Origin of the sequence: Streptomyces sp. NPDC001380, from assembly GCF_042895785.1 — a bacterium.
GTDB lineage: Bacteria > Actinomycetota > Actinomycetes > Streptomycetales > Streptomycetaceae > Peterkaempfera.
In genome coordinates, this window is the sequence record NZ_JBIAWP010000008.1 from 83,249 (window position 1) to 95,660 (window position 12,412).

12 protein-coding genes are annotated in these 12,412 nt (G+C 77.9%); 6 read left to right on the top strand and 6 right to left on the bottom strand.

Going from position 1 to position 12,412, the window contains the following annotated elements:
• Positions 1 to 15: 15 nt before the first annotated feature.
• The 5 genes from ACFY07_RS12170 to ACFY07_RS12190 all read left to right on the top strand — a co-directional run bounded on the left by ACFY07_RS12170 (position 16) and on the right by ACFY07_RS12190 (position 5,795).
• Complete coding sequence (locus ACFY07_RS12170; RefSeq protein WP_390868569.1) at positions 16 to 1,074, top strand: B12-binding domain-containing protein; 1,059 nt, start codon at positions 16 to 18, stop codon at positions 1,072 to 1,074.
• 29 nt (positions 1,075 to 1,103) lie between these two features.
• On the top strand, positions 1,104 to 1,505 hold the full coding sequence (locus ACFY07_RS12175) for an STAS domain-containing protein (RefSeq protein WP_390868570.1): 402 nt from the start codon (positions 1,104 to 1,106) through the stop codon (positions 1,503 to 1,505).
• A 233-nt stretch (positions 1,506 to 1,738) separates the two neighbouring features.
• Positions 1,739 to 3,226 carry a phytoene desaturase family protein gene (gene crtI, locus ACFY07_RS12180; RefSeq protein ID WP_390868571.1) on the top strand — a complete coding sequence of 496 codons (1,488 nt, stop codon included), beginning with the start codon at positions 1,739 to 1,741 and terminating at the stop codon, positions 3,224 to 3,226.
• Positions 3,223 to 4,797, top strand: a complete 1,575-nt coding sequence (locus ACFY07_RS12185; protein WP_390868572.1) for an FAD-dependent oxidoreductase — start codon at positions 3,223 to 3,225, stop codon at positions 4,795 to 4,797. The genes crtI and ACFY07_RS12185 overlap by 4 nt, the downstream gene beginning before the upstream one ends.
• A 140-nt stretch (positions 4,798 to 4,937) precedes the next feature.
• Positions 4,938 to 5,795 carry a hypothetical protein gene (locus ACFY07_RS12190; protein WP_390868573.1) on the top strand — a complete coding sequence of 286 codons (858 nt, stop codon included), beginning with the start codon at positions 4,938 to 4,940 and terminating at the stop codon, positions 5,793 to 5,795.
• 53 nt (positions 5,796 to 5,848) lie between these two features.
• Here the strand turns inward: ACFY07_RS12190 and ACFY07_RS12195 are convergent, their stop codons facing one another.
• The 5 genes from ACFY07_RS12195 to ACFY07_RS12215 form a co-directional block, all read right to left on the bottom strand.
• Positions 5,849 to 6,850, bottom strand: a complete 1,002-nt coding sequence (locus tag ACFY07_RS12195; RefSeq protein WP_390868574.1) for a DUF5914 domain-containing protein — start codon at positions 6,848 to 6,850, stop codon at positions 5,849 to 5,851.
• The gene (locus tag ACFY07_RS12200; RefSeq protein ID WP_390868575.1) at positions 6,847 to 7,803 is read right to left on the bottom strand and encodes a phytoene/squalene synthase family protein; all 957 of its coding nucleotides are present in this window, start codon (positions 7,801 to 7,803) and stop codon (positions 6,847 to 6,849) included. Before ACFY07_RS12200 ends, ACFY07_RS12195 begins: the two co-directional genes overlap by 4 nt.
• Positions 7,800 to 8,543, bottom strand: coding sequence for a class I SAM-dependent methyltransferase (locus ACFY07_RS12205; RefSeq protein ID WP_390868576.1), 744 nt, complete (start codon positions 8,541 to 8,543; stop codon positions 7,800 to 7,802). The genes ACFY07_RS12200 and ACFY07_RS12205 overlap by 4 nt, the downstream gene beginning before the upstream one ends.
• Before the next feature lie 118 nt (positions 8,544 to 8,661).
• On the bottom strand, positions 8,662 to 9,114 hold the full coding sequence (locus tag ACFY07_RS12210) for a GNAT family N-acetyltransferase (protein WP_390868577.1): 453 nt from the start codon (positions 9,112 to 9,114) through the stop codon (positions 8,662 to 8,664).
• Positions 9,115 to 9,212: 98 nt separating this feature from the next.
• Positions 9,213 to 10,448 carry a lycopene cyclase family protein gene (locus tag ACFY07_RS12215; protein ID WP_390868578.1) on the bottom strand — a complete coding sequence of 412 codons (1,236 nt, stop codon included), beginning with the start codon at positions 10,446 to 10,448 and terminating at the stop codon, positions 9,213 to 9,215.
• A gap of 296 nt (positions 10,449 to 10,744) precedes the next feature.
• Between ACFY07_RS12215 and ACFY07_RS12220 the strand changes: the two genes are divergently transcribed.
• Entirely contained in the window at positions 10,745 to 11,428 is a 684-nt protein-coding gene (locus ACFY07_RS12220; RefSeq protein WP_230654174.1) for a CBS domain-containing protein, read from the top strand.
• Positions 11,429 to 11,765: 337 nt separating this feature from the next.
• Here ACFY07_RS12220 and ACFY07_RS12225 read toward each other — a convergent pair whose 3' ends face one another.
• Positions 11,766 to 12,395: a hypothetical protein gene (locus tag ACFY07_RS12225; RefSeq protein ID WP_390868579.1), complete on the bottom strand. Its 630-nt coding sequence runs from the start codon at positions 12,393 to 12,395 to the stop codon at positions 11,766 to 11,768.
• Positions 12,396 to 12,412: the final 17 nt, after the last annotated feature.

Here is a 12,412-nt window from a genome sequence, read left to right on the forward strand (position 1 = left end):
GCCAGGAGCACCCGAGTGACCACCGCCACCCGACCCGCCCTCGACCCCGACGTCCGGTCCGCCTACGACGCGCACCTGGCCCGCGCCGACGAGGACGCAGCCGCCGCCCTCGTGCTCGGGCTGCTCGACGCCGGCTGGGCCCCGGAGCGGATCCTGCTGGACCTGGTCGCGCCCGCCCAGGTCGCGGTGGGGGAGCGGTGGGCCTCCGCCGAGTGGAGCGTCGCCCAGGAGCACGCCGCGACCCACGTCAGCGAGCAGACCGTCGCCGCGCTCGCCGCCGCCACCCGCCGCCCCGCCGAGGAGGGCGCCGGGAGCATCGTGGTGGCCTGCGTCGACGGCGAGTGGCACGCCCTGCCCGCCCGCATCCTCGCCGAGGTGCTGCGACTGCGCGGCTTCCGGGTCACCTTCCTCGGCGCCCACGTCCCCGCCCCCCACCTGGTCTCCTACCTGCACCAGCACGGCCCGGACCTGGCGGCCCTGTCCTGCATGCTCCCGGTGCGCCTGCCCCGCGCCCACCGCATGGTCGAGGCCGCCCGCCTCGCCGGGGTGCCGGTGCTCGCGGGCGGCCCCGGCTTCGGGCCCGACGGGGCCTGGGCGGCCGCCCTCGGCGCGGACCTGTACGCGGCCGACGCCGCGGGCGCCGCCGACCTGCTGCAGCGCGGCTGGCCGCCGCCCTTCGACGGCGCGGTCTCGCTGCCGCACCTCGCCGACGAGGAGTACGCGCAGCTCGTCAGGCGCCGCCCCGAACTGCTGCGGCACCTCGTCGACACCCTGCACGAGCGGTTCCCCGCCATGCGCGACTACAGCGACCACCAGCACGAGGCCACCCTGGAGGACCTCGGCCACCTGCTGGACTTCCTCACGGCGGGCGTCTTCGTCGACGACCCCCGCGTCCTCACCGGCTTCCTCGACTTCAGCGCGCACATCCTCGCCGCCCGGCGGGTGCCCCCCGCCGGCCTCCACCTGGCCGTGGACGCGCTCACCGGCCCCCTGCACGACTTCCCGAGGACCCTTGCACACCTCACCGCCGGGAAGGAGAGCCTGGAAGGGGCCGGACACGCCCACTCCCGCTGACCCCCGAGCCCGAGGAAGGAGACGACCCGTTGCACGCCCCCGAACACCGGCCCGCACTCGACATCACCGAGGCGCGCCGCGACGACGGCACCGTCCACCTCGTCCTGGAGGGCGAGCTGGACTACGACACCTGCGAGGACCTCGACCACGCCCTCGGCCGGGCGCTCACCCCCGGCACGCACCGCCTCGTCGTCGACCTCGGCGGCGTCACCTTCATGGACTCCTCCGGCATCGTGTGCCTGCTGCGCGCCCGCCGTGCGGCCCCGGCGCCCGGCGGCCTCCGCGTCGTCAACGCCGCCCGCCAGCCGCTGGAGCGCCTCTCCATCGCGGGCGTCCTCGACCACCTCACCCGCACGGCCGAGGACGAGGACCCCGCCTCCGCCGCCGGATCCGCCTCGCTGGCGGACTCCGCGTCGTCCGGCACCGGCTGATCCGGCGTCCGCCCGGCATCCGTCCCGCAGCCCCCCGCGCCGCAGCCCCCGTCCCGCAGCCCCGTCCTGCGGTCCCCGCGCCGAGGAGCCGGCCTGCTGCGGCGGGTCCCGCGGTTCGGGGGGGCGCTCCCGCGATACGGTCCGAACGGTACCGTCCGGAGGACGGCCGGCCGCCCGCACGGCGGCCGAGAAGGTGAGGGCGTGCCGGGCGGCACGCCGGGTGAGGAGGGGCGATGCGGACCGTACCGGGACCTACCGACCACGTGGTGGTCGTCGGGGCGGGCCTGGCGGGCCTGTCCGCTGCGCTGCACCTGACCGGCGCCGGACGCCGCGTCACCGTCCTGGAGCGGGCCGCCCTCCCCGGTGGCCGGGCCGGCCGCGAGGACCTCGACGGGCACCTCCTCGACACCGGTCCCACCGTCCTCACCATGCCCGACCTGCTCGACGAGGCGCTCTCCGCCGTGGGCCGCTCCAGCGCCGAGATGCTCGACCTCGTCCCGCTGCACCCCGCCTACCGCGCCCGGTTCGCCGACGGCTCCTCGCTCGACGTCCACACCGACGGCCCGGCCATGGAGGCCGAGGTCGAACGGTTCGCCGGCGCCCGCGAGGCAGTCGGCTACCGGCGGCTGCGCCGCTGGCTGACCGAGCTGTACCGGGTGCAGATGCGCAGCTTCATCGACGCCAACTTCGACTCCCCGCTCTCCCTCCTCGGGCCCGACCTGGCCCGCCTCGCCGCCCTCGGCGGCTTCGGCCGCCTCGCCCCCCGCATCGGGCGGTTCCTCCACGACGAGCGGCTGCAGCGCGTCTTCTCCTTCCAGGCCCTGTACGCGGGCGTCCCCCCGCAGCGGGCGCTGGCGGCGTACGCCGTCATCGCCTACATGGACACCGTCGCCGGCGTGTACTTCCCGCGCGGCGGCATGCACGCCGTGCCCCGCGCCATGGCCGAGGCCGCGGCCGGCGCCGGGGCGGAGTTCCGGTACGGCGCCGAGGTGACCGGACTGGAGCGCGGCCCCGGCGGGAGCCGGGTCACCGCCGTGCTCACCGCCGACGGCGAGCGGATCCCCTGCGACGCGGTGGTCCTCACCCCCGACCTGCCCGGCGTCCACGCCCTGCTCGGCCGCACCCCGCGCCGGCCCGTGCCGCTGCGCTGGTCCCCGTCCGCGTTCGTCCTGCACGCCGGCACCGACCGCACCTGGCCGGACCTCGCCCACCACACCATCTCCTTCGGCCGGGAGTGGGACCGCACCTTCCACGAGCTGACCCGCGACGGCGCCCTCATGTCCGACCCGTCGCTGCTCATCACCCGCCCGACCGCCACCGACCCCTCGCTGGCGCCCGACGGCCGCCACCTCCACTACGTCCTCGCCCCCTGCCCCAACCTGGAGACCGGCCCGCGGGACTGGGAGGAGCTGGCCCCCCGCTACCGCGACGAGGTCGTCACCGAGCTGGAGAAGCGCGGCCTGGAGGGCTTCGGCGACGCCGTCCGCGTCGAACGGACCGTCAGCCCCGCGGACTGGGCCGCGCAGGGGCACGCCGCCGGCACGCCCTTCTCCGCCGCCCACACCTTCGCCCAGACCGGCCCGTTCCGCTCCCGGAACCTGGTGCACGGCACCGAGAACGCCGTCATCGCGGGCTGCGGTACCGTGCCGGGCGTCGGAGTCCCCACCGTCCTGGTCTCCGGCAAGCTCGCCGCCGCCCGTATCACCGGAGGAAGCCGATGACCGCCCCGCACCTCCTCCTCCGGCCCCAGGCGCAGCCACCGGCCCCCCGGCGCGGCCGCGACCGCCGCGCCCGCACCTGGCCCGCCCCCGCCGGCCGCCCCCGCGCCGCCGGACCCGCCCCCCGCACCGCCGTCGTCGGCGGCGGCATCGCGGGCCTGGCCGCCGCCACCGCCCTGGCCGAGCGCGGCGTCCGCGTCGACCTCCTGGAGGCCCGCCCCACCCTCGGCGGGCGCCTGGCCGGCTGGTCCACCACCCTCGCCGACGGCTCCACCGCCACCATGAGCCGCGGCTTCCACGCCTTCTTCCGCCAGTACTACAACCTGCGCGGCCTGCTGCGCCGCGCCGACCCGGGCCTCGGGATGCTCGTCCCGCTGCCCGACTACCCGCTCCAGCGCCGCGGCGGCGCCCGCGACAGCTTCGCCCGCGTGCCGCGCACCCCGCCGTGGAGCGCCCTCGGCTTCGCCGCGCTCAGCCCCACCTTCACCTGGTCCTCCCTGGCCGGCATCGACCCGGTGGCCGCCCTGCCGCTGCTCGACGTGCGGGTCCCCGAGGTGTACGAGCGCCTCGACGGCACCAGCGCGCAGGACTTCCTCGACGCCGTGCGCTTCCCCGAGGAGGCCCGGCACCTGGCGTTCGAGGTCTTCTCCCGCAGCTTCTTCGCCGACCCGGGCGAGCTCTCCGCCGCCGAGCTGGCCCTGATGTTCCACATCTACTTCCTCGGCTCCAGCGAGGGCCTGCTCTTCGACGTGCCCGCCGAGCCCTTCCCTCAGGCCCTGTGGGACCCGCTGGCCGCCTACCTGGAGCGCCACGGCGCCCGGCTGCGCACCGGCACCGCCGTCGGCCGCGTCGACCCGCTGGCCGGCGGCGGCTTCGAGGTCGCGCCGGACGGCGGCCCCGCCGAGGCCTACGACGCGGTCGTCCTCGCCCTGGACTCCGGCGGCCTCCAGCAGCTCGTGGCGAAGTCGCCCGACCTCGGCGACCCCGCCTGGCGGGGCGCGATCGGGACGCTGCGCCAGGCGCCGCCGTTCCTCGTCTCCCGCCTCTGGCTGGACCGCCCGGTCCGCGCCGACCGGCCCGGCTTCCTCGGCACCAGCGGCTACGGGCCGCTGGACAACGTCAGCGTCCTCGACCGCTGGGAGGGCGAGGCCCGCCGCTGGGCCGACCGCACCGGCGGGTCGGTGGTGGAGCTGCACGCCTACGCCGTCGACGCGGGCGCCGACCGCCGGACCGTGGAGGACCGGCTGCTCGCCGAACTCCACCGGATCTACCCCGAGACCGCCGCCGCCCGCACGGTCGACGTCCGCCACGAGTGGCGCGCCGACTGCCCGCTCTTCCCCGTCGGCGGCTACGGGGACCGCCCGGAGGTCCGCACCCCGCACCCCCGGCTGGTCCTGGCCGGCGACCTCGTCCGCACCCGGGTGCCCTGCGCGCTCATGGAGCGTGCCGCCACCACCGGCTTCGAGGCCGCCAACCACCTGCTGCAGGGCTGGGGCGTCCAGGGCCAGCACCTGTGGTCCGTGCCCACCGCCGGCCGCTCCGCCCCGCTCCGCGCCCTGGCCCGCCGCCTCTGACGGCGCGTCCGCCCGTCCCCGGGAAGCCGTCAGGCTCCCGGGGACGGGCGGACCTCCCGCGTGACCGGGGCCGTACCCTCCGCTAGTCTCCCCCGACCGGGCGGCCGCCCGGGGCGCAACGGAGCGAGGGGTCGGGACACGTGCACGTCAGCATCATGAGGGCCGCCGCGGTCGCGGCGGCCTCCTGCGTCCTCGCGGGCGGCCTGTCCGCCTGCGATGCGGGGAGGGACGCCGCCGGGAAGGAGGACCGGCGCACCCCCGTACAGGTCCTCCGGGCCGCCTCCGCGGCGATGGCGAAGGCGGGCAGCGCCGCCTTCACCCTGGACATCCGGGGCCCCCTGGACTCGAGGAGGACCGCCAGGGGGGTGCTGGACTGGTCGGGCCGCGTGGCCATGGACGTGACCTTCACCTCCCCGGAGACCCCCTCCCGCGTGCTCAGGGTCGACAGCGCCCTCTACCTCGGCGGTGACGACAACGAGGCGGCAACGCACGGCGGCAGGCACTGGATGCGGCTGGCCGGCCAGCCCGTCGCCTCCGGTGCCGCCGCCATGCTGCTGGGCCCCTGGGTCGACCAGGCGCACCCGTCCTCCGTGCTCGATGTCGCGGCCTCCGCCGGCACGCCGAGGAGGGCCGGGGAGGAGAAGGCCGCCGGCACGGACACGGTCCACTACCGGTGCACCGCGCCGGTCGCCGCCCTCGTGGCGGCGACCCGGTGGCTCAGCGCCCGGCAGCGCGCGCAGGCCCTGGAGGACTACGGGAAGCAGGGCGTCAGCGAGGTCACGCTCGACTTCTGGCTGAACGGCCGCGACGAGGTCGTCAGGCAGGTCCAGACCGTCGAGGACGGCCGCGGGGCCTTCACCACCACGCTCACCTACTCCGAGCTCGGCCGCCACGACGACGTCCGGGTGCCGTCGCCCTCCGACGTGTACACGCTGGAGGACCTGGCCGAGGAGGTCGACGCCCTCCCTGCGGACGCCTCGGGCCAGGAAGGCGGCTGACGGGCCGTCCCCCGGCGCCGCCCTTCGGGGCGGCGGCCGGGGGACGGCGCGGGTCAGCCCGGGAAGCGGCCCGTGCTGCGCAGCTCCCAGCGGCGCTCCGCGTAGGCCAGGTCGTCCTTCCACAGCCGGGCGGCGGTGTGCCGCATCAGCGGCCGGACCAGCGGCGCCGCGCGGCGGGCGGCGGCGAAGCCGGCCCGGTCCGAGGCGGCGACCACGGCCTCGACGACCGCGGTGCGCGGCCGCCCGTGCCCGTCCGGCGTCAGGGGCGTGGCGTGGGTCTCCACCACGCTGCCCTCGCCCTCGCCCTCGGTGATGCGCATGACGACCGTGCGCGGGTCCGGCGCCGTGAAGACCGCCCGGACCGGCACGCCGAAGCGGCCCCGCACCCGGAACGCCACCTCCACCACGAACGTGTCGTCCTCCTCGGCCACCGGCCCCGACCCCGGCGCGCCGACGACGGTGAGGTCCGCGAAGGCGTACGGGTGGAACCACGCGCCGTGCCAGGGGTCCAGACGGTTCGCCACCACGTCCTGCGGCTCGCAGCGGCCGACCGCCGTCGTCACCGCCGACAGCGCCAGGCCGAGCGGCGGGCGCTCCGGCACCACCGGCTCCGGCAGCGGCTCCTCGCCGCCCGCCGCGTCCAGCCGCACCCACGCCAGCACGCCGTCGTCGTGCGCCGGGAACGGCTCCCAGCCCGCGAAGCCCTTCTCGCCCAGCGCCAGTCCGTGCCAGTGGCAGACCAGCCTCCCGCCCGTGACCCGGCTGTCGCACAGCGGCGCGCCCAGGTGCGGGCAGGCGCCCGGGCCGGCCAGCAGCCGTCCGTCCGCGCCGCGCCAGGCGACGACCTCCACGCCCGCCACGGTCCGCCCGAAGGGGCGGCCCCGCCGGACCTCGTCGCTGGCGCCCAGCACGAACCAGTTGCCCGACGGCCGCGCCTCGGCGCGCTTCAGCGCCCCGTCGATGACGTCGGGGCGGGCGCCGCGCCAGGTCGGCTCCTGCTCGGCCCAGCGGGTGCCGCCCAGCAGGCTCAGCGGCAGCGGACGCGGCCTCCTCATCGGCCCCTTCCCTTCCTCGCGCCGCGGCCCAGGCGGGCCGCGGCCAGTCGTCCCAGGCCCGCCGCGGCGACCGCCGCCCGCCGGCCCGCCGGCACCACGACCCGCCGGTGCAGCACCGGGTAGCCGTTGTGCTCGATCTCGTCCAGGATGCGCCGGTACAGCACCAGCGCCGTCGCCACGCACGGCCGGGAGACCGGCGCCAGCATCGGCACGCCCAGGGCGGCCTGGGCGTAGATCTCGCGGGTGGAGGCGATGATGTCGCGCAGCGCCTCCCGTACCCGGTGGTCGGTGCGGCCGGTGCGGCGGCACCACAGCAGCAGCTCCCGGTCCACACCGTGCGGGGAGAGCCGGTCCGCGGGCAGGTAGACCCGGTCGCGGTCGAGGTCCTCGCCCACGTCGCGCAGGAAGTTCGTCAGCTGGAAGGCGACACCGAGGGCCGCCGCGTGCGGCTCCGCCTCCTCGCGCGGTGCCGACGTGCCCAGCACGGGCAGCACCTGCAGCCCGATCACCGCCGCCGAGCCGTGCATGTACCGGTGGAGGTCGGCCCAGGTCGGGTAGTCGGTGACGCTGAGGTCCATCCGCATGGAGTCCATGAAGTCGGCGAAGTGCCGGTGGTCGATGCGGTACCGGGCGGCGGTGTCGGCCAGCGCCGCGACCACCGGGTGGCCGCTGGACCCGGTCGCCAGGCCCTCGTCCAGCTCCTTCTGCAGGCCGCGCAGCGTCTCGTCGCGCTCCTCCGTGGAGGCGTCGCTGCCCAGGTCGTCCACGATGTCGTCGGCCCAGCGCGCGAACCCGTACAGGGCGTGCACGGCCGGGCGCTGCGGAGGCGTCAGGAAGCGGGTGGCCAGGAAGTAGGTACGGCCGTGGCGGGCGTTCAGCTCGCGGCACCGGGTGTAGGCCGCACGCAGCTCCGGGTCGGTGATGCCCGCGCTGTCCAGTTCGCGGACGGTCACGAGGCGCCCTCCGCCGGGTCGGGCCCCTCCGCCGGGCGGCGCGCCGTGAAGGTGTGCACGATGCCCTGCTGCCAGCCGCCGACCGGCAGCGCCCGCACCCCGGTGAAGCCGGCCCGGCCCACCCGGGCGTGGAAGTCGGCGGCGGTGTCGAAGTCCAGCACGCTGCGCCACAGGTGCCGGTACAGGCCCGCGCCGCCCGGGCCGAGGGCCCCCAGCGGCATGACGACCGACCAGCAGACCCCGTGCCACACCGCGCGGTGCAGCGGCGATCCGGTGAGGGTGTACTCGTGGACCACCAGCCGGCCGCCGGGCCGCAGCAGGCCGCGGACGGACCCCAGCACCGCGTCCGGGTCGGCGGTGTTGCGCACCAGGTACGCGGCGAACACCGCGTCGAAGGGGCCGGTGACGCCCGCCTCCGCGAGCCGCTCGGCCGGGCTGTGCACGAAGCGCACCTGCTCCGGCCAGTGCTTGGCGCGGGCCTGCCGCAGCATGCCCTCCGAGGCGTCGGCCGCGGTGATCCGGGCGTGCGGGGCGGCGCGCAGCAGGGCCGCCGTGGAGGCGCCCGTCCCGCAGCCGAGGTCCAGCACCTCCAGCCCCCGGCCGCCGTCCGGCAGGCCCAGCCGCCCTGCGGCGAGCCGGAGATGGCGGTGGTACCCGGGATTGGCCCCCACCAGCCTGTCGTAGGCGGGAGCCGCCCGGTCGAACGCGTCCGAGAGCTCCCGGCTGCGCAGCAGACTCAACCCCTGCCTCCTCGTTGTCGCGGACCGTCGTCCGTGGGACCAGACGCTACCGTCCCCGCCCCTGCAGCGGTACCGCGCGACGCCCCGGCGCGCCGCGCCGGGCGTCCCGGGCGGCGGCTCAGAGCTGCAGCTTGAAGCCGACGTGCGACCCGACGAAGCCGAGCTGCTCGTAGAAGCGGTGGGCGTCCGGCCGCGCCGCGTCGGAGGTCAGCTGCACCAGCGAGCAGCCCTGGCGGCGGGACTCGTCGACGGCCCACTCCATCAGCTGCCGGCCGAGGCCCCGCCCGCGCTCCGAGCCGTGCACGCGCACGCCCTCGACGACCGACCGGGTGCTGCCGCGGCGGGACAGGCCGGGGATGACGGTCAGCTGGAGGGTGCCGACGACCTCGCCGTCCCGCTCGGCCACCACGAGGTGCTGGTTCGGGTCCCCCTGGAGCCGCTCGAACGCGGCGACGTACGGGCTCAGGTCGTCGGGGGACTCGCGCGTGGCCCCCAGCACGTCGTCGGCCAGCATGGCCACGATGGCGGGGACGTCGTCCGCGACGGCGGACCGGATGCCGATACCTGTCATGAACCGCATCGTAACCGGACGTCCGTGCGGGGCCCCCGGGCCTGCCGCGGCGGGGCGGGCGCGCGGACGGCCCTGCGGGACGGCGGGACGGCGGGGCGCTACCGGGCGCGCAGGGCCCCGGTACGGCGCAGCAGCGGCAGCTCCAGGCAGGTCAGCGCCATCGGCACCACCGGCGTCCGAAAGCCCATCAGGACCTCCTCGCGCAGCGACGAGCCGCCGTCCAGGAAGCGCAGCAGCCGCTCCGGCGGGCCGGACGCCACGAGCCCGGCCAGCAGCTCCGCGCCGCTGATCCGCCCGGTGTCCACCGCCCGCAGCAGGGCCGCGTCCATCGCCAGGTGCCGGCGGCGGTGCGGCGGCGGCGGCACCGGCACCCGCCCCGCCGCGTACGCCGCCGCGACGGCCCGGGCCTGCCGCTGCGCCGTGCTGAAGGTGTAGCCGGTCGCCGGGCGGGTCGCGCCGCCCGCCGTGCCGATGCGGAACGTCCGGGCGCCGGTGCGGCGGGGGAAGGCGGCGTCGGTCATCGGCACCGCGCCCTCCTCGGTGCCGGTCACCTCGAACTCCGCCACGCCCAGCACCTCCCGCAGGTAGTGCTCCAGGCCGGCGTCGTACGCGGGCCCGTCCAGCCGGGCGCGGGAGAAGAGGGTGTACTCCACCAGCGCCTCCCGCGGCCCGGTGGGCAGCACGTAGCCGAAGGCCACCCCGCGCGGGGGCTGCGGCAGCCGGAAGTCCATCAGCAGCGCCGCCCCCGGGTCGAAGACCGGCGCGGGCGTGCGGACGAACCAGCCGCGGAAGTGCTGGAGCAGGCTGGTGCGGGCGGGCGGCAGCGCCGGGAGCGGGCGGGAGTCGAACACCCAGCGGGCCCGCAGCCGCCGGGGGCCCTCCGGGGCCTCCACGTCCACCTCGGCGCGGTGCGCCCCGTCGCGGACCGCCGTCACCCGCCCGGTGACCCGCCGCACCGCCGGGTGCGCGGCGAGCTCCGCGCCGACCAGCGCCTCGAAGTCGTCCGACCGCAGCATCCGGTACCGCAGCGGGGCGATCGGCCGGTCGGTCAGCGTGCCGTCGGGGCCGTGGACCGCGATCCGGTCCCAGGTGTGCCGCACCGCCGCGTCGTACGGGCCGGGCCCCGCCTCCCACCAGCACCAGGTCCGCAGCGGGCTGCGGGCCGGGCCGTCCGGCGGCTCGACCACCACCAGCGGACCGTCCGTCACCACCCCGGCCAGGTGCCGGGCCAGGGACAGCCCCGCCGCCCCCGCCCCGACGACCACCACCTCGGCGTCCTCGGCGTCCCCGGCGTACCCGGCGCCCTCCGCCGGCCCGGCCGTGTCCCCCGTCATCCGCGCCCCTCCCGCGCGACGGCCGCCGGGGGCGTCCGCACGGCCGGGGTGCTGCACGGGGACGTCCGGCACGGGGACGTCCTGCACGGGGCAGTCCTGCACGGGGCCGGGGTCCCGGCCGGGAGTTTCCGCATGGCCCCGAGTATCGGCCACCGGGGCCGCCCCCGGGGACCTTCGGCCCCTGACCGCGCGCCGCCGCCCGCGCGCACGATGGCAGTGGGGCCCGGCGGGCCCCGGGGCCCGCCCCCGGGGAGCCGTCCGACCAGGGGCGGGACGGACCGGAGGAGGAGAGAACGATGGCTGCGCCCTACCGCGTGCGGGACGTCATGAGCACCCCCGTGGTCGCCGTCTCCCGGCACGCCCCCTTCAAGGAGATCGCCGCGGCCATGGGTCACTGGCGGATCAGCGCCCTGCCGGTGCTCGACGCCGACCGCCGGGTCGTCGGCGTCGTCTCCGAGGCGGACCTCCTGCAGAAGGAGGCCTACCGCGGGTACGAGCCGTCCCGCCGGGAGCAGCTGCAGCAGATCCAGGAGATCGAGAAGGCCGGCGGCGTCACCGCCTCCGACGTGATGACCGGGCCCGCCGTGTGCGTCGCGCCCGACGTCCCGCTCGCCGAGGCGGCGCGCCTGATGGCGCGGCACCACGTCAAGCGGCTCCCCGTGGTCGACGCCGAGCGGAGGCCGGTCGGCGTGGTGAGCCGCACCGACCTGCTGAAGGTCTTCCTGCGGGCGGACGGCCAGCTCGCCGACGAGGTGCGGCGCGAACTCGCCGAGGGCCTTCCCGGCCCGGCGTCCGCCGGCGTCTCCGTCACCGTCGTGGAAGGGGTGGTGACGCTGGACGGCGAGGTCGGCGACGCCTGCCTCGTCCCGGTGGCCGCCCGCCTGGCGCGCGCCGTCGAGGGCGTCGTCGGCGTCGACTGCCGCCTGCACGCCCCGCACCCGCAGCACCGCGAGCCGCCCAGGACCGCCCCGCTCTACTGAACCGGCCGGGAGACCCGCAGGCGGCCGGTGCCCCGAGGGCACCGGCCGCCCGTGTGCGCCTCCGCGGCCGTCCGGGCCCCGGCCCGGCCGCGGAGGCCGCCACCGGCCGCGGGGCGCCCCCGCGGCACGCACACCGGCCCGGGCCCGTACGGCGCCCGTCCCGCAGGGCGCCCCGCACGGCACGTCCCGGGCCCCTGCCGAGGGCCCCGAGGAGCCTCCTCGGGGCCCTGTGCGGAGGACCCGGAGGACGCCCCGCGGACGACGCCCGCACGGACCGGGCTCCCGCCGCGCGCCGCGTGCGGGTCCCGGCCCGTGCGGGGGGCCCGGGGAACGGGGGTCAGGACGACCGGGAGCGACCCGACCAGCCCGGCTCGACCTGCTCCCACTCCCGCTCCCAGGCCGCCGCCGTGCGGGCGTCGATCCGCCGGCGGCCCACCGCCTGGACGGACCCGCACAGCAGCGCCGAGCCGGTGAGCGCGGCGAAGCCCGCGAGGACGGCGCCCGTCACGATGTCGGCGGAGGACCGCAGGGGGCCCGCCGGCGCCCCGTGGTCGTCGACCCACACGGTGACGGTGCTCCTCGCGGGGGTCCCGCTCCTCACCGGCACCGGCGCGGTGTGCGTCCGCTGCGCCGGGTAGTGCCAGCGGGCCGGGACCGGCGGGCCCAGCGCCCCCGGCATCCAGGTGCCGTCCTGCGGCGCCGCGGCCAGGGTCGTGGCCGCCACCCGGTGGCGGTGCGCGGCGAGCGCGTCGGCCGCCCTCAGGTCCGACCGGTACAGCGTCCAGGAGAACGCCGCGGACAGCGCCGCCGTCACCACCGCCAGCAGCAGCACCACCGAGGCGAGCCTGGTCCGCGCCCGGTCGACCGGGCGCCACAGGGGGTTGCCGTCCCGGCCCAGGGCGCGGCGCAGGCGGACGGCCCGGCCGGGACGGCCGGGCGGACGCTGCTGGGGTGCGGTAGGGCGCATCGGACTCCGCCTCCTCG

Coding starts and splice junctions, on each gene's coding strand:
- crtI (WP_390868571.1), top strand. CDS start 1,739: ATGCGGACCGTACCGGGACCTACCGACCACGTGGTGGTCGTCGGGGCG.
- ACFY07_RS12185 (WP_390868572.1), top strand. CDS start 3,223: ATGACCGCCCCGCACCTCCTCCTCCGGCCCCAGGCGCAGCCACCGGCC.
- ACFY07_RS12195 (WP_390868574.1), bottom strand. CDS start 6,850: ATGAGGAGGCCGCGTCCGCTGCCGCTGAGCCTGCTGGGCGGCACCCGC.
- ACFY07_RS12210 (WP_390868577.1), bottom strand. CDS start 9,114: ATGACAGGTATCGGCATCCGGTCCGCCGTCGCGGACGACGTCCCCGCC.
- ACFY07_RS12215 (WP_390868578.1), bottom strand. CDS start 10,448: ATGACGGGGGACACGGCCGGGCCGGCGGAGGGCGCCGGGTACGCCGGG.
- ACFY07_RS12220 (WP_230654174.1), top strand. CDS start 10,745: ATGGCTGCGCCCTACCGCGTGCGGGACGTCATGAGCACCCCCGTGGTC.
- ACFY07_RS12225 (WP_390868579.1), bottom strand. CDS start 12,395: ATGCGCCCTACCGCACCCCAGCAGCGTCCGCCCGGCCGTCCCGGCCGG.